The 19516-nt window shown below is 72.3% G+C and carries 16 protein-coding genes; 8 read left to right on the forward strand and 8 right to left on the reverse strand.

Annotated features, from left to right (window positions below; genetic code table 11):
* Positions 1–192: 192 nt before the first annotated feature.
* A complete protein-coding gene (locus BUE48_RS21860) occupies positions 193–855 on the forward strand; it encodes a ComEA family DNA-binding protein (RefSeq protein WP_286990870.1) in 663 nt (220 codons plus the stop codon).
* A 30-nt stretch (positions 856–885) separates the two neighbouring features.
* Here BUE48_RS21860 and nuoH read toward each other — a convergent pair whose 3' ends face one another.
* The 4 genes from nuoH to BUE48_RS21880 all read right to left on the reverse strand — a co-directional run bounded on the left by nuoH (position 886) and on the right by BUE48_RS21880 (position 3930).
* On the reverse strand, positions 886–1854 hold the full coding sequence (gene nuoH / locus BUE48_RS21865) for an NADH-quinone oxidoreductase subunit NuoH (protein ID WP_012854695.1): 969 nt from the start codon (positions 1852–1854) through the stop codon (positions 886–888).
* Positions 1847–2482: an NADH-quinone oxidoreductase subunit C gene (locus BUE48_RS21870; protein WP_012854696.1), complete on the reverse strand. Its 636-nt coding sequence runs from the start codon at positions 2480–2482 to the stop codon at positions 1847–1849. Before BUE48_RS21870 ends, nuoH begins: the two co-directional genes overlap by 8 nt.
* The gene (gene nuoB / locus BUE48_RS24620; RefSeq protein ID WP_286990873.1) at positions 2479–3450 is read right to left on the reverse strand and encodes an NADH-quinone oxidoreductase subunit NuoB; all 972 of its coding nucleotides are present in this window, start codon (positions 3448–3450) and stop codon (positions 2479–2481) included. The genes BUE48_RS21870 and nuoB overlap by 4 nt, the downstream gene beginning before the upstream one ends.
* A 63-nt stretch (positions 3451–3513) precedes the next feature.
* Positions 3514–3930 carry an NADH-quinone oxidoreductase subunit A gene (locus BUE48_RS21880; RefSeq protein WP_245536916.1) on the reverse strand — a complete coding sequence of 139 codons (417 nt, stop codon included), beginning with the start codon at positions 3928–3930 and terminating at the stop codon, positions 3514–3516.
* A 145-nt stretch (positions 3931–4075) separates the two neighbouring features.
* Between BUE48_RS21880 and BUE48_RS21885 the strand changes: the two genes are divergently transcribed.
* The 5 genes from BUE48_RS21885 (at position 4076) to BUE48_RS21905 (ending at position 11367) form a co-directional block, all read left to right on the forward strand.
* Complete coding sequence (locus BUE48_RS21885) at positions 4076–5332, forward strand: hypothetical protein (protein WP_286990874.1); 1257 nt, start codon at positions 4076–4078, stop codon at positions 5330–5332.
* A gap of 252 nt (positions 5333–5584) precedes the next feature.
* Positions 5585–6781, forward strand: coding sequence for a hypothetical protein (locus tag BUE48_RS21890; RefSeq protein ID WP_286990875.1), 1197 nt, complete (start codon positions 5585–5587; stop codon positions 6779–6781).
* A gap of 591 nt (positions 6782–7372) precedes the next feature.
* Positions 7373–9214 (forward strand): 2-oxoacid:acceptor oxidoreductase subunit alpha, encoded by a 1842-nt coding sequence (locus BUE48_RS21895; RefSeq protein WP_286990877.1) that lies wholly within the window; start codon positions 7373–7375, stop codon positions 9212–9214.
* Positions 9207–10280 carry a 2-oxoacid:ferredoxin oxidoreductase subunit beta gene (locus tag BUE48_RS21900; protein ID WP_012854702.1) on the forward strand — a complete coding sequence of 358 codons (1074 nt, stop codon included), beginning with the start codon at positions 9207–9209 and terminating at the stop codon, positions 10278–10280. Before BUE48_RS21895 ends, BUE48_RS21900 begins: the two co-directional genes overlap by 8 nt.
* Before the next feature lie 451 nt (positions 10281–10731).
* Positions 10732–11367 carry a SecDF P1 head subdomain-containing protein gene (locus BUE48_RS21905; protein WP_286990880.1) on the forward strand — a complete coding sequence of 212 codons (636 nt, stop codon included), beginning with the start codon at positions 10732–10734 and terminating at the stop codon, positions 11365–11367.
* A gap of 64 nt (positions 11368–11431) precedes the next feature.
* Here the strand turns inward: BUE48_RS21905 and BUE48_RS21910 are convergent, their stop codons facing one another.
* The gene (locus BUE48_RS21910) at positions 11432–13048 is read right to left on the reverse strand and encodes an MDR family MFS transporter (RefSeq protein ID WP_012854704.1); all 1617 of its coding nucleotides are present in this window, start codon (positions 13046–13048) and stop codon (positions 11432–11434) included.
* A gap of 82 nt (positions 13049–13130) precedes the next feature.
* Between BUE48_RS21910 and BUE48_RS21915 the strand changes: the two genes are divergently transcribed.
* Positions 13131–13742 carry a TetR/AcrR family transcriptional regulator gene (locus BUE48_RS21915; protein WP_286990882.1) on the forward strand — a complete coding sequence of 204 codons (612 nt, stop codon included), beginning with the start codon at positions 13131–13133 and terminating at the stop codon, positions 13740–13742.
* Between the two features lie 898 nt (positions 13743–14640).
* Here the strand turns inward: BUE48_RS21915 and BUE48_RS21920 are convergent.
* A complete protein-coding gene (locus tag BUE48_RS21920) occupies positions 14641–16197 on the reverse strand; it encodes an MDR family MFS transporter (RefSeq protein WP_148233078.1) in 1557 nt (518 codons plus the stop codon).
* 176 nt (positions 16198–16373) lie between these two features.
* On the opposite strand from BUE48_RS21920, the gene BUE48_RS21925 reads away from it, so the two are divergent.
* Positions 16374–16958 carry a TetR/AcrR family transcriptional regulator gene (locus tag BUE48_RS21925; protein ID WP_041442649.1) on the forward strand — a complete coding sequence of 195 codons (585 nt, stop codon included), beginning with the start codon at positions 16374–16376 and terminating at the stop codon, positions 16956–16958.
* A 48-nt stretch (positions 16959–17006) separates the two neighbouring features.
* Here BUE48_RS21925 and BUE48_RS21930 read toward each other — a convergent pair whose 3' ends face one another.
* A complete protein-coding gene (locus tag BUE48_RS21930; RefSeq protein WP_012854708.1) occupies positions 17007–18020 on the reverse strand; it encodes an SDR family NAD(P)-dependent oxidoreductase in 1014 nt (337 codons plus the stop codon).
* 833 nt (positions 18021–18853) lie between these two features.
* Entirely contained in the window at positions 18854–19510 is a 657-nt protein-coding gene (locus BUE48_RS21935) for a TMEM175 family protein (protein WP_012854709.1), read from the reverse strand.
* Positions 19511–19516 lie beyond the last annotated feature (6 nt).

Raw genomic sequence — 19516 nt, forward strand, 5'->3', positions numbered from 1 at the left:
GCGCTCGGGGATGTGAACGTCGCCCGCCCGGCGGGCGTCTCAGAAGTGAGTCGTGCGGTGTTCGGCAGCTAGGAGCTCTTCATGGCGTGGCCGGGAAATCAGCCCTTTCAGGAGCCCCCGCAGCGTCCCGTGCCGGGTGACCCCCGCTATTCCGCGAACCCTTCGGTTCCTCCCGCCCAGCAGCCCCTCCCGGTGCCGTCGAAAACGCCGCCGCACCCTCAGCGGCCGCAGCGCAAGGCCGCGAGCATCCTGTGGGCGTCCCTGCCGCTCATCTCCGTCGGCACCGTCACCCCTTTCGCGTTCATTTACGCCGCCTTCCGGCGCCGGACGGTGGACCTGGCGCTGTCCGCCGCCGCGTACCTGGCGATCTGGGCGGTGGCGTGGGTGTTCATCGACGATGAGGGCACGGCCGGCTCGATCGCCGCGACGCTGGCGATGCTGCTGTGCTTCGGCGGCACGGTGCACGCCTTCGCCGTCCGCAAGCGCGTCTTCTCCTCCCCGCCTCCCCTGGCGGACGGCAACGAGCAGGCCGTCCAGGCCGCCCAGCACCGCCGGAAACTGCGCGAGCGGGCGCGCAAACTGGCCGCCGAGGACCCCGTGCTGGCCCGCGAGCTGGGCATCGGCCGTCCCGACCAGCCGCGCTCCTACGACGACGGCGGGCTGATCGACGTCAACCACGCACCGCCGCACGTGCTGGCCACCCTGCCCGGCGTGACGCCCGAGCTGGCCGCGCGGATCGACCGGCTGCGGCGGGAGCGGGGGCCTTTCGTGTCGGTGGAGGAGCTGGCCGTCGACGCCGACCTGCCGGCGCATCTGGTGCCGACGCTCGGCGAGTACACGATCTTCCTGCCCTGACCCGCGTCCGGGCGGGCGGCGCCGCGGCCCTCAGGCCCCGACGGCGATCTTGACGATGCCGGTGAGGGCCAGCTGGAGCAGCGCCAGCGGCACCAGCCAGGCCCAGGCCAGGCGCTGCAGCTGGTCCTCGCGCAGCCGCGGGTAGCTGACCCGCAGCCAGATCACCACGAACGCCAGTGCGAACGTCTTCAGCAGCGTCCACGCCCAGCCCAGCTGCTCGTTCAGGAACGGGCCGTGCCAGCCGCCCAGGAACAGCACGGTGGTCAGCGCGCACAGCACCACGATCCCGGCGTACTCGGCCAGCAGGAACAATGCGAAGCGCAGCCCGCCGTACTCGGTGTAGGGGCCGAAGATGATCTCCGAGTCGGCCACCGGCATGTCGAAGGGGGGCCGCCGCAGCTCGGCCAGCCCGGCGATGAAGAACACCACCGCGCCGATCGCCTGCCAGGGCAGCCACCACCAGCGCCACTCGGCGACGATCTCGGTCAGCGACAGGCTGCCGGCCGCCATCGCCACCGACGCCGCCGCCAGCACCAGCGGCAGCTCATACGACATCAGCTGGGCGGCCACCCGCATCCCGCCCAGCAGCGAGTACTTGTTGGCGCTGGCCCAGCCCGCCATGATCGCGCCGATCACGCCGACGCCCATCACCGCCAGCGCGAAGAACAGCCCCACGCCGAGGTCCAGCACCACCTGGCCGCCCGGCCCGACCGGCACCACCACCAGCACCACCAGGTAGGGCACCAGCGCCACCGCGGGCGCCAGTTTGAACACCCACCGGTCGGCGTCGCGCGGGATGACGTCTTCTTTCTGGATGAACTTCACCCCGTCGGCCACCAGCTGCGCCCAGCCGTGGAACCCGCCGGCGTACATGGGGCCGAGCCGCCCTTGCATGTGCGCCATGACCTTGTGCTCGGCCTGTCCCACCAGCAGCGGCAGCACCGCGAACGCCGCCGCCAGCAGCGCCAGTTTGAGCACCGTCTCGGCGAGCTCAGGCATCGCCGCCTCCGTCGGTTCCCCGGGGCCGCCCGCCGCGCCCGGCCTGCGGCCCCGGGCGCCGGGAGCGGGCCGGGGCGGCCTGGGGCCCCCAGTTCTCCGGGACGCCGGGAGGGCGGACGCGGCGGCGGCTGGGGGCGCCGCTTCCGCTCTCGCCGGGTTCCTTGGCGCCGGGCCAGGGCTTGGCGACCCGGGCGGCCAGCACGAAGTCCTTGCGCAGCGGGTGCCCCTGGAAGCCGTCCGGCAGCAGCAGGGGCCGCAGGTCGGGGTGGCCGTCGAAGACGATGCCGAACATCTCGAAGGTCTCGCGTTCGTGCCAGTCGGCGCCCCGGTAGACGCCGGTCGCCGACGGCAGCCGCGGGTCCCGGCGCGGCACCAGGGTGCGCAGCAGCAGGCGGCGGCGGTGCCGCAGGGAGTAGACGTGGGCGACGACGCGGAAGCCGTCGTCCAGCTCGTCCACGGCCGTCAGCCAGTCGAAGTAGTCATAGCCCAGTTCCGTCCGGGCGAAGTCGAGGGCGGCCGGCCAGGAGGCGGCGGGCACGTCCACCACCGGCTGCCCGAAGGCGTCGGTCACGACCGCGTCCTCGCCGAAGCGCTCGGCCCAGGCGGCGGCCGGGTCCACGGCGGTCATCGCTCCCGCCGCCTTTCGCCGGGTTCATCCTCGTCGGCCTCCGCATCGAAACCGGGGATGAAGGACAGGTCCGCGCCGCCCTGCGGCGGCATCACGGGCAGTTCGGTGGTCGGGGCGTCCGGGGAGGGCTCTGGGACGCCGGAGGGAGGCCCGGCCTCCTCGGCCCGGCCGGGAGAGCCGACCGCGGGGAGCCGGTCGGTCCGCTCGGCGTCCGCCGCGGGCCCGACCACCGGCAGCCGGTCGGTGGGCTGATCGGCCCCGGCCACCGGCAGCTTCTCCGTGGGCTGGTCCGCCGGGGCCCAGTCGGCGGACGCGTCCTCGTCGGAGGCCCACTTGGGGACCGGCGGGACGGGCCGCAGCCTGCCGGGCGGCTCCTGGGGCGGGGGCGGCGGCTGGATCGGGCGGCGCAGCACGGTGGCCTGCCGCGGCGCGGGGGGCGGCGGCGGGGCCACCGGCTCGCCGCCACCGCCGTACCGGTCGCCCAGCGACTCGGCGGCGATCTTCTCCTGGAGGCGGACGATGCCCTGCAGCAGCGCCTCCGGGCGCGGCGGGCAGCCGGGGACGTAGACGTCCACCGGGATGATCTGGTCGACGCCCTTGGTCACGCAGTAGGAGTCCCAGTAGGGGCCGCCGCAGTTGGAGCAGGCCCCGAACGAGATGACGTACTTGGGCTCGGGCATCTGCTCATACAGCCGGCGGACCGCGGGCGCCATCTTGTCGGTCACCGTGCCCGACACCACCATCAGATCGGCCTGGCGGGGTCCGGGGGCGAACGGGATCACCCCCAGCCTGATGAAGTCGTGCCTGCTCATCGAGGCGGCGATGAACTCGATCGCGCAGCAGGCCAGCCCGAAGTTGAACACCCACAGCGAGTAGCGGCGGCCCCAGTTGAGCACGAACTTGATCGGCTTGGGGGCCAGCCGCGACAGCGGACCGACGCCGGGCGGCGGCAGATCGACGGTGCTCACCGATGCATTCTTACAGTCCCCGCGCGTCGCCGCCGAGTCCCGGCCCGCGGGCCCCGCCGGCGATCACAGCCACGACAGCACGCCCTTGCGGCCCGCGTAGATCAGGCCGGTGAACAGGAAGCCCAGGAACACGAACATCTCGACCAGGGTGGTGGTCCCGAAACCGGGGGCCGAGAACACCGTGGCCCAGGGGAAAAGGAAGACCGCATCGACGGCGAAGACCACATACAGGTAGGCGAAGACGTAGTAGCGCACGTACGACTGCGCCCAGCCCTCGCCGACCGGGTCGACGCCGCACTCGTAGGTGATCAGCTTTTCCGGGGTGGGCCGGTGCGGCCGCAGCATCCGGTTGACCGCCAGCCCGCCGGCGACGATGCCGCCGCCCAGCAGGAGGAGCACCACGACGACCAGGTACGAGCCGAAGTAGTCCACCGCGGCCACCTCCCGTCTGCGTCCGGCCCCGCGCTCTGCGGGCGTCACGGCCAAGTATCCCCGAGGACGTGCAAGTTCCGGGGGGAGCAGGCAACGCACAGGGGCGGAAAGGGGGACAAACCATAATGACCGTTCCTGCATCACACTGAAAGCACGCTCCAGCACGTCCGCTCCCCGGAAGGAATGCGCTTCGATGAGCAGCCCCCCGCCACCGCCCCCCGGCTGGAATCCACCGCCAGGCGGCCCTTCGTGGCCGCCGCCCGACCAACCGCACGGGCAGCAGCCCGGCACTCCGCCGCCGTTCCAGCCGGGCACCACCCCGCCGCCGTTCGCGGCTCCCGGGACTCCACCGCCGTTCGGCCTGCCGGGCCCGCAGCCGCCGCTGCCGCCCCCGCGCCGGGCCGGCGCCGGGACGACGGTGGCCATCCTGCTGGGCGGGGGGCTGGTGGTGGTGCTGATCCTGGCCGCCGCCTTCGTCGTGCTGCTGAACAAAGAGGACAAGACCCCCACCGAACGGCTGGCCGCCGCGGCCCGCTCGCTGGGGACCGCCCGCGCGCTCACCCTGCAGGGCACCTTCGGCACGGAACGGATCTCCGGCCAGGTCCAGGTCACCTCCAGCGGCCGGGTCACCGGCCCGGTGACCTGGCAGGGACGGCGGATGACCCTGCTGAACACCGGTGAGGAGCTGTTCGTCAAGGCCGACCGGTCTTACTGGGCGCAGCATCTGCGCAGCACCAACGTCAACGACCTGCCCGGCAGCGGTGAGCAGTGGGGCAAGCTGTCCTCCGACCGCCTGACCTTCTCTTTCAAGCAGCACCTCACTCCCGCGGCGCTGGCCGCCAAGATGCGCTCGGTCACCAAGGCCACCGTGCGTTCGGACACCGAGACCGTGCTGCGGGGACGCGCGGCGGTGAAGATCACCACGCTCACCGGCACCTTTTACGTGTCCGAAGACGACCGGCTGCTGCGGGTCGAAAGCGTCGTTCCCTACTTCAACGCCGATGTCACCGCGCACTCGGGGTCCGACGCCGACGCCGTGATCGGCCGGCTGCGTTCCCTGGTCGGCGAGCTGAAGGACGCCTGGGACACCACCAGGACCTCGCGCCCCCAGAAGATCGAGGGCTGCAAGAACGGCAACGCCTCCGGCTGCACCGTCCGCGTCCGGCTGTGGACCTCCGGTGCGGGCAGTGAGTCCACGCAGGTCAGCGTCTATGTGTGGATCACCGAGACCACCCGGACCGGCCGCCGGCTGGGCGAGTGCAGCACCACCGCCACCACCACCGGCCTTGAGTCGGTGTGGGCCGAATGCCGGGTCTCCGGCGCGCAGTGGTCGGACTTCTACCGCCGCACCAAGTTGCGCAAGCCCGCCTGGATGCAGGCCCGGGTGGTCGCCATGGCCTTCACCCCCGGCCGGCTTCAGGAGCTGCAAAGCGCGCTCGACCGGGAATGAGCCTTATTTCAGCGCGTGGCCTGCCAGGTCACGGCATCGTCCCTGACAGCGCCGTCCCCGTCCCCAGATAGCGGAGACGGCGGCTGTCAAAGGTTCAGTGAGCCGCGGCACGGGTGCCGGATGTTCCCCCCGGTGGGGCGGTTCATCCGGCACTATCGGATGCCGGGGTTTCGGGGCGGGCCGCCGGGCTGAGATCCTGGCATGCCGAGTCCGGCCCGGACCGGTCAGCACGCACCAGGAGGATCGTCGGCGGTGAGCTCACCCCAATCGTTGCCGTCCGGGCAGCCGAGCCCACCGGCGGGCGGACCCGCCGGCGGCGGGCCGCGCCGGCGGCTGCGCATTCCCAGCCTTCCCCGCCCGCTCGTCGCGGGACTGGCGGTCGCGGCGCTGGTCGGCACGGTGATCACCGCCGGGCTGCGGGCGGACGACGCCCCGGGCGACCGGACGGCGAGCGGGGTGCAAAGCCCCAGCCGGTCGGCGGCCCCGCCGTGGACGGCCGAGGTCGCCGCGCGGCTGAAGGAGCTGCCGGCGCTGCGTTACAGCGGGGCGTTCACCTCCGGCGGCCGTCCCGCCTGGGCGACGCTGTCGGTGACCCGGTCCGGCTCGGCGATCGGCACGATCACCCGGGACGGCCGGCGGGCCCTGCTGGTGAGCGTGGGCGGCGCCACGTACCTGAAGGGGCCGGCGGCGTTCTGGGCGAACAGCGCCGGGCCGACCGCGCTGCCGGAGGACTTCGCCGGGCGGTGGGCCAAGGCGCCCGTCACCACGCTGGGCTTCGACATCAGGTCGTTCCTGGCCCCCTCCTCCATCGCCGAGCTGGTGCGCCGCTTCCCCGGCGGCGGCTCCGGGGAGGTCGACGGACGGCCGGTGTACCGCATCCAGACCGCGCTCGGCACCTACTCGGTGACCGTCGCCCAGCCGCACGAGCTGCTGCGGGTGGAGGGCGTGGCGGGGGCCCGCTTCGATGTGACGGCGGTGCCCGACGCCGCCCCGGTGCTGACGGAGCTGCGCAGGCGGGTGGCCGCGCTCGGCGGGGCGCGCGACCCGGGGGTGCGTTTTGAGCACGGCGGGCTGAAGTTCGTCAACTGCAACGAGAACGTCAGCGGTTGCACGGTGCGCCTGGAGGTCTCCACCCGCTCCCCGGTGGTGGCGAACGACGGTTCATCGGCCACCACCGCCGCGCCGCGGGTGCGGATGACCGCCACGATCAGCGCCGACGGCCGGGCGCTGGGCTCGTGCACGGACGTGCAGCCGCTGAACGCCTCCCGCAAGGCCACGCTGAGCTGCACGGTCACCAGCCGGGGCTGGCGGGAGTGGATGCGGCGGGCGCGGGATGTGCCCGGGCGGCACGAGTACACCGCGCAGGCCCGGGTGGTGGCCGAGGCGCTGTCGGCGCGGCAGGTCGCCGAGCTGCTGGCGGCGGTCGATCAAGAGCGCCGGGCCGGCTGAGCCCGCCTTCGCGAGCAGGGGAAGACTGCCTGGTCAGGCCGTACGGCGAAGTGCGGCAAAGACATTGAGCGGTTATTGCGGGCCAGCAAACCGAACTGGATTCTAAAGAACTATAGTGCTGGGGGTGAACGTCAAGCCGCCGGGACCACCGGGCCCGCCTTCGGCCCGGTCTTCGGCACCTTCCGTGCCCGTGGCACTGGTCCGCCGGTTGCATGTGGACCTGTGCCGGCTCGCCAGCCGTCTGTGTCCGGCCGCAACGTCCCGAAGGTGAACGTTCCGCGCCGCCCGCCCCGTACCCCTGTGCGAGCGGCGCGCCTGGGCCGTCCACCGGGAGTGGACGCCGTCTCCACCGCCGACCGATGCGATACGTCCCGAGCCGGGGTGCACTGTGCCCGCACGGGGCGCCGCGCAAGGAGGCGGGGGTCTTGGCGCCCACCGCCGGGCCGAGCGCCGGACGGCCCGGCGGCACCATGCGTCCGCCGGGAGATCCGGTACGGCCGGACGTACCATGAAAGGTAAGCCTAAGTAGCATCACGGGATCCGGACGCCTCCCCGGGTCCCGGGTGCTGCGCGTCGAGGAGGTCTTCCTCTGTGACCAAACAGGTCCAGCAGCTCGACCGCGTCATCATCCGTTTCGCCGGCGACTCCGGCGACGGCATGCAGTTGACCGGCGATCGCTTCACCCAGGAAACCGCGTCATTCGGCAACGATCTGTCGACGCTGCCCAATTTCCCGGCCGAGATCCGGGCCCCGGCGGGCACGCTGCCCGGGGTCTCCAGCTTCCAGCTGCACTTCGCCGACCACGACATCCTCACCCCCGGGGACGCCCCGGACGTCCTGGTGGCGATGAACCCGGCGGCGCTGAAGGCCAACATCGGCGATCTGCCGCCCGGCGGGACCCTGATCGTCAACACCGACGAGTTCACCAAGCGCAACCTGGCCAAGGTCGGCTACGCCGCCAACCCCCTGGAGGACGGCTCGCTGGCCGAATACCAGGTCCACGCGCTGCCGCTGACCTCCATGACGGTCAGCGCGCTGGAGGACTTCGACATCACCAAAAAGGACGCCGAGCGGGCCAAGAACATGTTCGCCCTCGGGCTGCTGTCGTGGCTGTACCACCGGCCCACCGAGGGCACGCTGGCGTTCCTGGAGCGCAAGTTCGCCAAGAAGCCCGAGATCATGAAGGCCAACATCGCGGCCTTCCAGGCGGGCTGGAACTACGGCGAGACCACCGAGACCTTCTCGGTGCAGTACGAGGTCAAGCCGGCCGCCCACCCGCCCGGGCTGTACCGCAACATCACCGGCAACACCGCGCTGGCCTACGGCCTGATCGCGGCGTCGGTGCGCAGCGGGCTGCCGCTGTTCCTCGGCTCCTACCCGATCACCCCGGCCTCCGACATCCTGCACGAGCTGTCCAAGCACAAGCGGTTCGGGGTGCGCACCTTCCAGGCCGAGGACGAGATCGCCGCGATCGGCGCGGCGCTGGGCGCCTCCTTCGGCGGGTCGCTGGGGGTGACCACCACCTCCGGGCCGGGCGTGGCGCTCAAGAGCGAGACCATCGGGCTGGCGGTGGCCACCGAGCTGCCGCTGGTGGTGGTGGACGTGCAGCGGGCCGGGCCGTCCACCGGCATGCCCACCAAGACCGAGCAGGCCGACCTGCTGCAGGTGATGTTCGGCCGCAACGGCGAGGCGCCGGTGCCGGTCGTCGCCGCCCAGTCCCCCGCCGACTGCTTCGACGCGGCGATCGAGGCCGCCCGCATCGCCGTCAAGTACCGCACCCCGGTCGTGCTGCTGACCGACGGCTACCTGGCCAACGGCTCGGAGCCGTGGCGGATCCCGGACGTGGAGTCGCTGCCGACCATCGACCCCGCCTTCGCCGAGCCGGGTCAGGAGGACTTCCAGCCGTTCAAGCGGGACCCCAAGACGCTGGCGCGGCCCTGGGCCATCCCGGGCACGCCGGGTCTGGAGCACCGCATCGGCGGTCTGGAGAAGGCCGACGGCGCCGGCAACATCTCCTACGACCCCGACAACCACGACACCATGGTCCGGCTGCGGCAGGCCAAGATCGACGGCATCGCCGCCGACATCCCGCCGCTGCAGGTCGACGACCCCTCCGGCCGGGCGCGGGTGCTGGTGCTGGGGTGGGGCTGCACCTACGGCTCCATCGCCGCGGCGGTGCGGCTGGTGCGCGAGCGCGGCGGGCACGTCGCCCAGGCCCACCTGCGCCACCTCAACCCCTTCCCCGCCAACCTCGGCGAGGTTCTGCGTTCCTACGACAAGGTCCTGCTGCCGGAGATCAACCTCGGCCAGCTGGCCCTGCTGCTGCGCGCCAAGTACCTGGTGGACGTGATCGGCTACAACCGCATGCGCGGGCTGCCGTTCAAGTCCGAGGAGTTGGCCGGTGTGATCCAGGATGTGATCGACAGTGAGTGAAGTGCTCAACGGCTCCCCCAACGGCCGGAGTGGGCTGTCGCTGGTGCCCAAGACCGACGTCAAGCAGACCGCCAAGGACTTCAAGAGCGACCAGGAGGTGCGCTGGTGCCCCGGCTGCGGGGACTACGCCATCCTGGCCGCGGTGCAGTCCTTCCTGCCCGAGCTGGGGCTGCGCCGGGAGAACATCTGCTTCGTCTCCGGCATCGGCTGCTCCTCGCGGTTCCCGTACTACATGAACACCTACGGGTTCCACTCCATCCACGGCCGTGCCCCGGCGATCGCGACCGGGCTGGCCGCCTCCCGGCCGGACCTGTCGGTGTGGGTGGTCACCGGTGACGGCGACGCGCTGTCCATCGGCGGCAACCACCTGATCCACGCGCTGCGCCGCAACGTCAATTTGAAGATCCTGCTGTTCAACAACCGGATCTACGGGCTGACCAAGGGCCAGTACTCGCCCACCTCGGAGGTCGGCAAGATCACCAAGTCGACCCCGATGGGCTCGCTGGACACCCCCTTCAACCCGATCTCGCTGGCGTTGGGCGCCGAGGGCACCTTCGTGGCGCGCACCATCGACTCCGACCGCAAGCACCTGCAGTCGGTGCTGCGGGCGGCGGCCGAGCACAAGGGCACCGCGCTGGTGGAGATCTACCAGAACTGCCCCATCTTCAACGACGGCGCGTTCGACCCGCTCAAGGAGCCGGGGGTGCGCGACGACATCACCATCCGTCTGGAGCACGGCGAGCCGATCATCTTCGGCGCCGAGCGGGACAAGTGCCTGCGCCGCACGCCCACCGGCGGCCTGGAGGTGGCGAGCGTCGCCGACGTGGACCCCGCGCAGATCGTGGTGCACGACGCCCACCACCCCGACCCGTCGCTGGCGTTCGCGCTGTCGCGGCTGGACTCCCCGGCCTTCCGGCACACCCCGATCGGGATCTTCCGGCAGGTGCAGCGCCCGGCCTACGACGAGCAGATGCGGGCCCAGGTGGAGCAGGCCATCGAGCGGGAGGGCCCCGGCGACCTGGCCGCCCTGCTGGCCAGCGGGGACACCTGGCGCATCGACGGCTGACGGCGGGCGGTCCGCAGCGGCCCCGGTCCTCTTTTCCAAGAGGGCCGGGGCCTGCCGCTTGTGGCCACTTGGTCACATCCGGGCCGCCACGGTGGCGGTATCGCAACGGCGCTGAAAGACTTGGGGCGCAGGAGGAGGGGGGAGGTGAAGGATGCGGGCCGTGCCAGGCCGCAACGAGCGACGTCCCGGTGCCCCGGCCAAAGACGCTTTCGGACGCTTTGTCGCCCCAGGCGCGCAGTTCCCTCCTCCGCCACCGCCGCCCCCGCCGGGTGGCCCGGCCCGTGAACGCGGCACGGGCAGGCGACGCGGCCGCCCGGCCCGGAGGGGACGCGGCGGCTTCCTTCGGGCGGGACGCAGAGGTCTGCGGCTTTTCAAGCGTTCCGCGCCGGGCGCCGGCGGCGAGCGGACCGAGCAGAGACCGGCGTCCCCGGCCGCCGAGCAACCAGAGCCCATGGCGCCCCCGGCCGAGGAGAGCGCCGCGCCGCCGGATCGCCGGGCCGCCGAGCGGGCGCGCCGGGCGGCCGCCCTGCGCCGCCTCCAGGAGCAGCGCCGGGCCCGCGCCGGGCTGCGCTCCACCCGGCGGCGGCCCGCCCTGGCGGCGGTGGTCGTCACGCTGGCGGCGCTGATCATCACGATCACGCTGACCGGGGCGCTGATCGTGACCGCCGAGCGGCCCGAGCCGGTGCCGCTGGCCTCACCCCTGCACGTCTACCCGGTCACCCAGGTGGTCGCCGGCGCCTGCCCGGCCGGCACCCAGGGCATCACCGAGCAGACCACCCCCTCGGAGGCCAGGTGCTACCACCTCAGCAGCGGCATCGCGATCCGGCAGGTCGCCGGCCTGCGGGTGCAGCCGGGGCGGACGGCCGGCAGCTATGACGTGGCGATCGACCTGATCGCGGCCGACCGGCGGGCGTTCGGCGAGCTGACCCGCATCGCCGCGGGCCGCTCGGTGGCGTTCGTGGTCAACGGCCGGCTGGTGACCGCGCCGCGGGTGGAGGTGCCGATCACCGACGGCAAGGTGGTGGTGACCGGCAGTCTCGGCCGGGCCGAGGCCGACCGCCTGGTGAGCATCCTGCGGGGGCCTTGAACCCGATCCCGCCGCCGGGGTCTCCCGCTCGGCGCGTTCGGACGCCGCCGGCGGACGTCCTTCCTCAAGTCCGCCGGTGGCTCACCGCGCCCGCGGCCCGCCCGGCATCGGCGGGCGGTGCCGCCGCGGCCGGGGGCCGCCGGTCCTCGGCGGGGGCGGAGGAGGTGCGCAGCGGCAGTTCCTTGAGGGCCAGCGCGGCCGCCAGGCCCGCCAGCGCGATCGGCACCCCGACCAGGAAGGCGGCCTGGACCGCCTCGGTGAAGGACGCCAGCAGCAGGCCCCGCAGCGGCTCGGGCAGGGCGTGGATCTCCTCGGGGGTGCCCAGCCCGGTGCCGACCCGCTCGGGCACCGGCAGGCGGGCGGCGCGCAGCCGCTCGGTCAGCGCGGCGGTGAGCCGGGCGGTGAGCACGGCGCCGAGCGCGGCCACCCCGACCGCGCCGCCCATGCTGCGGAAGAAGGTGACGCCCGAGGTGGCGGCGGCCATATCGGCGCGGTCGGCGGCGTTCTGCGTGGCCAGCACCAGCATCGTCATGGTCATGCCCAGGCCCAGCCCGGCCGTCCCGCAGCCGATGCCGACCGCCACCGGACCGGAGTCCACCTGCAGCCGCGACAGCAGGAACATCCCGGCCGCCAGCAGCGCCGTCCCGGTCACCGGGAACATCTTCCAGCGCCCGGTGCGGGCGGCCACCTGCCCGGAGACGGTGCTGCCCAGCAGGACGCCGATCGTCATCGGCAGGGCCAGCAGCCCGGAGACGGTGGGTGTCATGCCCTGCACCACCTGCAGGTACTGCGGCAGGTAGGTCATCACCCCGAACATGCCCACGCCCACCATCAGCGAGGCCGCCGAGGCGAGCACGAAGGTGCGGTCGGCGAACAGGCGGGGCGGCAGGATGGGCGCGGCGGCCCGCCGTTCGGCCGCCACCGCCGCCCCCAGCAGCACCAGGGTCAGCGCGGTCAGGCCGTAGGTCCACGGAGAGTTCCAGGGGAACTCCTTGCCGCCCAGGGACAGCACGATCAGCGCGGTGCTCGCCGCGCCGGTGATGGTGACCGCCCCCGCCCAGTCGATCTTCGGCCGGGCCCGGCCCGTCTCGCGCGGCGGCCGGTGCAGGGTCCACTGGGTGATGGCGAGGGCCGCCAGCGCCAGCGGCACGGTGACGAAGAAGCACCAGCGCCAGCCCAGGCGCGGGGCGTCCACCAGGAAGCCGCCGAGCAGCGGGGCGGTCACGGTGGACAGGCCGTAGGCGGCGCCCAGGTAGCCGGAGTAGCGTCCGCGCTGCCGGGGTTCGACGATGTCGCCGAGGATGACCTGGGTGAGCGCCATCGCCCCGCCGGCGCCCATCCCCTGCAGCGCCCGGAACGCGATGAGCTGGCCGACGTTCTGGGAGAGGCCGGCCGCGATCGAGGAGGCGGTGAACAGCAGCAGCGCGGTCTGGTACATCCGCTTGCGGCCGAAGATGTCCGACAGCCTGCCCCACAGCGGGGTGGAGGCGGTCATGGCCAGCAGCGGGGCGCTGGCCACCCAGGCGAGCTGTTCCTGCCCGCCCAGCTCGCCCATGATGGTGGGCAGCGCGATGGTGGTCACCGAGGTGGAGATCACCGCGGTGATCATGGCCATCAGCAGCCCGCTGAGGATCTTGAGCACCTGCCGGTGCGTATAGCCGCCCGCCGCGCCGTGCCCCACCCTGTCCCCCCCTGATCAGCCGTGTTCTGCACACGAGTATGTATACGCTCGTTTACAAGTCAAGGCGGGATACTGTCACCCGATGCGACCGAAGCAGGCGAACGACGGCCCCGCCCCGCGGCCCAGGCGCGACCGGGCCGCCACCCGGCGGCGGCTTTTGGAGGCGGCCCGCGAGCTGTTCGCCGAGCACGGCTATGACCATGTGTCGGTGCGGGCGATCGCCGCCCGCGCCGAGGCCAACGTGGCGCTGGTCAACCGGTACTTCGGGTCCAAGGCCGCGCTGTTCGGCGAGGTGCTGGCCGGGGAGTCGGCGCTGCCGCACGTCCTGGAGGGCGAGGCGGCGGAGCTGCCGGGCAGGCTGGCCGAGCACGTGGTCCGGCTGATCCACCACGGCCAGGCCGGCCCGGTGCTGCGCACCCTGGACCGCTCGGTGGGCGACCCGCAGATCCAGCCGATCATCCGCCGTCACCTGGAACGCATCCTGGTCGAGCCGCTGGCCGCCCGGCTGCAGGGGCCCGATGCCCGGCTGCGCGCCACCGCCGCCGCCTCCATCGTGATGGGCATCGGCTCGGTGCGGCGCATCCTGGGCCTGGCCGACCTGCGCGCGGCCGATCCCGAGGCCCTCACCGCCCACCTGACCGCCATGTTCGCCGCCGCGCTGGCGCCCCTGCCCGAGCCCGGCCGGGACGGGTGAGTCCTCCCGATCCGCCGCGGACCCGCCCGGCGCCGCAAGGGCGCCCGGACGCGGCGGAATCCGGCCCTCACCCCTGGTGATCAGGCAGAACGGCCGTTGAAGCGGGCTCAACAATTAGGGAAAGTGTGATTTCCCTCTCTCTGCGAGCCGGCACCGTCAAAGCGGCTCCCGCCCTTGCGAGAGCCGCCCTTGGCCGCAGACGGTCATGTCCCGTCTCGTCCCATGGGTGTGTTCTCATGGCGATTCCGGGGGTATCCCTGCACCTCGTTGCGGTCGGACCGGCATCCGTGCCGCCGGGGCGCCGCAACGGAGAAGACACATTGATGACCGGAAAAAGAGGTCGAGACAACTCATCGGGTCGAATAAGCTCGCCAGTTCAAGGCGGCGTGCCCGCGTCGTTGCACGACACAAAGATCAGCTCGATCGGTGGATTAACTTCCGCCGAGAGGGGGGAGATGATCATCATGGCACGGCAGCAAATCGTCAAACGCCCCAGGCCCCCGCGTCAGCCGACACCCATGGACCTCCGGACGCCGTCTGGACGGATCCTGCCGTACTGAGCCCTTTCCGCCATGCCGTCTCCGCAGGTTGAGACGGGCGCGGCACGGCCGGCGAATGCGACGGCCGGCGACGGCACGGCACCGGGCGCCGCCGGGGCTCCCGTCCCGGCATCCCGGGCCATGTGCCGGGAAAGGCTCCCGCCGCCTAGGCGGCCGGTACGGGTACGGCGACCGGGGCCGGCGGTGTGCCCTGCGGCGGAACGGGAGGTTCGCGCCGCCGGGGCTCCCCCGCAGGCTCCCGGGACGAGGGTCGCGAAAGGGTCGCCCGAGCACGACGGCTTCGAGGCCGCGGACCGCATGGTCCGCGGCCTCGCCGCTTTCCGGAGGGGTCCCCGGCGTTACGGCCGCGGCGCGGCCTCGGCCGCATCGGCGGAGGCCGCCCGCTCCGAAGGCGCGGGGACCAGGTCGAGGGTGTCGCGCAGGGTGACCGGCTTGAGCGCCAGCGCCGCCAGGATGCTGACCACCCCCAGCCCTGCGGAGATCAGGAAGATGTGGCCGGTGGCGTCGCCGTAGGCGGCCCGGACGATCTCCACGACGGGGGCCGGCAGCGCGCTCAGGTCCAGGCTGCCGGTGGCCTTGCCGGCGCCCGCGCCCATGCCCGCCGCGGACAGCTTCTCGGTGATCAGGGCGGTGACCCGGTTGGCCAGCACGGCGCCCAGCACCGACACCCCGATCGTCCCGCCGAGTGAGCGGAAGAAGGTCACCGTGCCGCTGGCCGCGCCCAGTTCCTTCAGCGCCACCGAGTTCTGCACGATCAGCACCAGGTTCTGCATGCAGGCGCCGACCCCGATGCCGATCAGCAGCATGCCGGCGCTCAGCAGCACCAGCGAGGTTTCGTGGTCGATGACGCTCATCACCGCAAAGCCCGCGGTCAGCACCACGGTGCCGAACACGATGAACGGCTTGGGCTTGCCGGTCTTGCTGGTCAGCCGCCCGATGACCGTGGACGACAGCAGCACCCCGGCCATCATCGGGATGGTCAGCAGGCCCGCCTTGGTGGGGCTGTAGCCGCGGCCGATCTGGAAGTACTGGCCGAGGAAGACCGCGCCGCCGAACATCGCCGAGCCCACCGCCAGGCTGGCCACGATGGACAGGGCGGTGTTGCGCCGCATGACGATGGGCAGCGGCACCACCGGCTCGGCGGCCCGCGACTCCACCCACACCGCCAGCGCCAGGATGAGCAGCGCCCCGCCCACCATGGCGGCGGTCTGCCAGGACAGCCAGGCGAAGGAGCCGTCCACGAAGGTGACCCAGACCAGCAGCAGGCTGACGCCCCCGGTGATCAGGGTGGCGCCCAAGTAGTCGATCTTGACGTCGGCCTTGCGCACCGTCGGCACGTGCAGCGTCAGCTGCAGCAGGACGGCGGCCACCAGCGCGATCGGCACCCCGATGAAGAAGCACCAGCGCCAGCCCAGCCAGGAGACGTCCACGATCAGCCCGCCCAGCAGCGGCCCGCCGACGGTGGCCACGGCCATCACCGCGCCGATGTAGCCCATGTACTTGCCGCGGTCACGGGGCGGGATGATGGCGCCGATCACGATCTGCACCAGGATCTGCAGGCCGCCCATGCCCAGCCCTTGGAAGGCCCTTGCGGCGATGAGCTGCTCGGTGTTCTGCGCCAGGCCGGCCAGCAGCGAGCCCACCAGGAAGATCGCGATGGAGAGCTGGACCAGCCGCTTCTTGTTGTACAGGTCGGCCAGCTTGCCCCAGATGGGGGTGACGGCGGTGGAGGTCAGCAGGGTCGCCGTCACCACCCAGGTGTATTGCGACTGACTGCCGTGCAGCGCCCCGATGATCCGCGGCAGCGCGGTGCCCACCACCGTGGCGCTGAGCATGGCGGCGAACAACACCAGCATGAGGCCGGCCAGTGCCTCCAGCGTCTGCCGACGGCTCATCGGCGCAGGCGGGGACGAATGCATGCTCAAGTACTGCCTCCCGGTGACGGCGTGTGGAAGGGGAAGGGGGCGGATGCGGGAGACCAACGACTACCAGCCGGTAGTCTATTCCCACTGGGAAAATTTACCCGATGGGCAAGTTTACTCCGGTCGCTAAGGTGGGTGCCGTGAAGACCATGCCGGGCCTGCGCGAGCGCAAGAAGGCGGCCACGCGCCAGGCGCTGCACGACGCCGCGATGCGGCTGGCGATCGAACACGGCCTGGACAAGGTCACCGTGGAGGCCATCGCGGACGCGGCCGGAGTCTCCCGGCGGACCTTCTCCAACTACTTCGCCGGCAAGGAAGACGCCCTCCTGTACGGCGACGAGCAGCGGATGCGGGCCATCTTGGAGTCCTTCGCCGCCCGCCCGCCCGACGAGCCGTCCTGGACGGCGCTGCGCAACGCCGTCGACGACTACTACCGGAGCCTGGGCCGCCGCCCCGACCCCGAGTGGTCCATGCGGGCCCGGCTGGCCAAGCGGCACCCCTCCCTGGCGGCCCGCCAGATGGCCAACTACGCCGCCGCCGAGCAGAACCTCACCGCGTTGATCGCCGAGCGCGAAGGGCTGCCGCCCGATGCACTGCGCCCCCGCGTCATGGCCGCCGCCTTCCTGTCCAGCGTGCGCATCGCCGTGCAGATGTGGACGGACACCCATCCCCCGCGCCCGCTGCAGGAGATCGTCCACGAGGTCATGGACGAGCAGGCCCGCCCCTTTCAGTGACGGATCCCGTCCCCGGAAGGCCGGCCCCTTCCCGGCCGGCCGAAAAGCTCATGCCGCCTCCTCCCGGAGCGGGCCCTGCTCGGTGGAACCGATCAGCCAGCGCACGGTGTCCAGGACGGACTCGGCCGCGGAGCGGAAGGTGACGCCGAGGTCGGCGGTGGTGGCCGAGGCGTCGGCGCCGGGCGGGCAGTGCAGGGCGGTCCAGGTGCCCTCCCGGCCGAACGTCAGCCGGACCGGCAGCATCCGCTGGAGGAGATCGGCGAGCCTGCCCGCGGCCGACAGCACGGGCGCGGGCACGGCGAGCCGGGCCGGGCTGCCCCCGCCGGCCGCGGCGACCAGCCGCTGGATCTCGGCCATGGCCGGCGTCTCGGCGACGGCCAGGTAGCGGCGCGGGGCCACGCCCGCGCTCAGCACCGCCACGTGCACGGCGGCCAGATCGCGCACGTCCACCACCGGCACGACGCCCGGCAGCCGGAAGGGGAGCCTGCCCTGCAGGACGGAGCGGGCCAGCAGAGTGCTCTCGCCGCAGGCCGGATCGTGCGGCCCCCACACCATCCCCGGGGTGACGATCGTCACCGGCGCCCCGGCGAGCTGCCAGCGCCGGGCGATCCATTCGGCCAGGGCCTTGGACCGCCCGCAGGGCACCGGCGGGTCGCCGACCGGGGAGCTCGCCGTCAGCGACTGCGCGGCCGGCAGCAGCGCGGTGAAGGAGGAGACGTGGACGATCGGGTTCAGCCCCAGCCCGTAGGCGCTGCCGAGGACCAGGTCGGTGCTGCGCACGTTGATCGCGTGCAGCTCCGGGCGGCGCCGGGCGTCGAAGGAGTGGACGGCGGCGGTGTGCACCACGGCGTCACAGCCGGTCAGGGCCCGCACCACCGGCTCGCGGGAGGTGAGGTCCACCTCGACCGTCTCGACCGCGTCGGCGCAGCCGTGCGGGCGCAGCGCCCGCCGGATCCGGTGCGCCGAGCGGGCCGCCGCGCGCACCTGGTGCCCGGCCTCCACCAGCGCCTTGACGGTATGCGAGCCCACGAAACCGCTCGCCCCGGTGACCAGGACCTTCATCGTCTCCCCCCGGCCGGCTCGCAGGCGTCGGACGGCTCGGTGCCCGGCTTGGTCTGCCGCATGAAGCCTCCCAGCGGATCCCGATGCACCCCGTCCCCGTTCGGGGACGGCACTCAGCGGTCGCCGGGGCACGGTAGGGCCGGGAACTGCTCACTTCCCAGGCCAAACGCTGTCAGGTCGCTGCTCACCCGAACTTGAACGGTGAACCTTTCTCACCCGCCCTGGAGCGGAGAGCCGATCCAGACATATCACCCCATTCGTGATTTTCGTCACTCGAGTGACACTGATCACAGTGGCGACACAAAGCGGACCGCGCTCCGGAACACCGCTCTGACCTGGGCGAAGAGTCCGCAACACCCCCACCGAAACAAGGGGAGAAGTTGGAAAGATTCGCACCTTCCAACTCCGAGGTCAGATTCTTGTAACCTCCAGGTTGCCGCATCCGGCCAACCCGCCGACCTACTCTAATGACATGGCCGAGCTCATCATCGTTCTGGTAATCGCGTACCTCTTGACGCATTGACGGACGGGTCTGGCAACGCCGTGGTAAATCCCGCCGTCGCTCTTCCCTGCCCCGACTACCCCTCTGTGCAGCGGACGCCCGACGTGGGCGCCCGCCGTCATGCGCGAAGAAGCAGCGAGACAGATCGACGACGATCTGTCTCCTTCGCATTGGTCAAGGGGAAAACAATCGGGTAAACCAGACCCAGGGCATGAGATCGACCCACCTTCCCGCTTTTTCATGACATTTCTTCGGCGGCGCTCCGGCATTCTTCGCGCCATCGGCTTTCGTGCGCAGCCGCCGCCCACGGGCCGACGGGCCCCCGCCGCCGTCAGTCCGCGCGTTCACCGGGCCGGCGAGCGCCCCGCACACGTCCGCCCAAGCTCTGCGCGACCCGGCGCAGGAGCAGCAGCAGCCACAGGTACATGGCCGCGGAAGGCGAAAGGAACGCCACGGGGGCGGACACCCCGAACACCAAGGTCAACACCACGTTGTCGGTGATCTCCGAACGGACCCGGCGCTGGGGAACGCCCGGCGCCCGCAGCGGACCCGGCCGGCGCAACCGCAGCGACATGACCGTCATCAGCGCCCCCGCCAGCGCAAGGGTCCCGGCATACCCGGCCACCGCGACGGAGACGTTGCCGTAGTCACTGATCAGCCGGGTCGGAAACGGCAGGATCGCGATGCACGCCAGCAAGGCCAGCTCCAGCATCACCATCGGCCCGTCCACCTGCGCGACCATGGCGAACAGGCCGTGGTTGCCGAGCCAGAACAACCCGATGACCGCAAAGCTCAGCGCATAAGCCCACAGATCGGGCAGCGCGCCGTGCAGCACCTGCCGCAGCTGGGGCTCCGTCAGCCCCGCCGGCACCTGGATGCCCAACGCCAGCAGGGTGATCGCGATCGCGATCACCGCGTCGGCGAACCCCAGCAGCCGCTCCCGATCCACCAGCCCGTCGCCCCGGCTCCGCTGCGCGCCCTCCGGCATGCGGCC

Source organism: Thermomonospora sp. CIF 1 (assembly GCF_001896795.1).
GTDB classification, from domain to species: Bacteria; Actinomycetota; Actinomycetes; order Streptosporangiales; family Streptosporangiaceae; genus Thermomonospora; species Thermomonospora curvata.

Excerpts from the sequence above, each read along its gene's own strand:
- BUE48_RS21905 (WP_286990880.1), top strand. The coding sequence starts at position 10,732 with ATGGCGCCCCCGGCCGAGGAGAGCGCCGCGCCGCCGGATCGCCGGGCC.
- BUE48_RS21920 (WP_148233078.1), bottom strand. The coding sequence starts at position 16,197 with ATGAGCCGTCGGCAGACGCTGGAGGCACTGGCCGGCCTCATGCTGGTG.
- nuoH (WP_012854695.1), bottom strand. The coding sequence starts at position 1,854 with ATGCCTGAGCTCGCCGAGACGGTGCTCAAACTGGCGCTGCTGGCGGCG.
- BUE48_RS21935 (WP_012854709.1), bottom strand. The coding sequence starts at position 19,510 with ATGCCGGAGGGCGCGCAGCGGAGCCGGGGCGACGGGCTGGTGGATCGG.
- BUE48_RS21915 (WP_286990882.1), top strand. The coding sequence starts at position 13,131 with ATGCGACCGAAGCAGGCGAACGACGGCCCCGCCCCGCGGCCCAGGCGC.
- BUE48_RS21870 (WP_012854696.1), bottom strand. The coding sequence starts at position 2,482 with ATGACCGCCGTGGACCCGGCCGCCGCCTGGGCCGAGCGCTTCGGCGAG.
- BUE48_RS21885 (WP_286990874.1), top strand. The coding sequence starts at position 4,076 with ATGAGCAGCCCCCCGCCACCGCCCCCCGGCTGGAATCCACCGCCAGGC.
- BUE48_RS21930 (WP_012854708.1), bottom strand. The coding sequence starts at position 18,020 with ATGAAGGTCCTGGTCACCGGGGCGAGCGGTTTCGTGGGCTCGCATACC.
- BUE48_RS21925 (WP_041442649.1), top strand. The coding sequence starts at position 16,374 with ATGCCGGGCCTGCGCGAGCGCAAGAAGGCGGCCACGCGCCAGGCGCTG.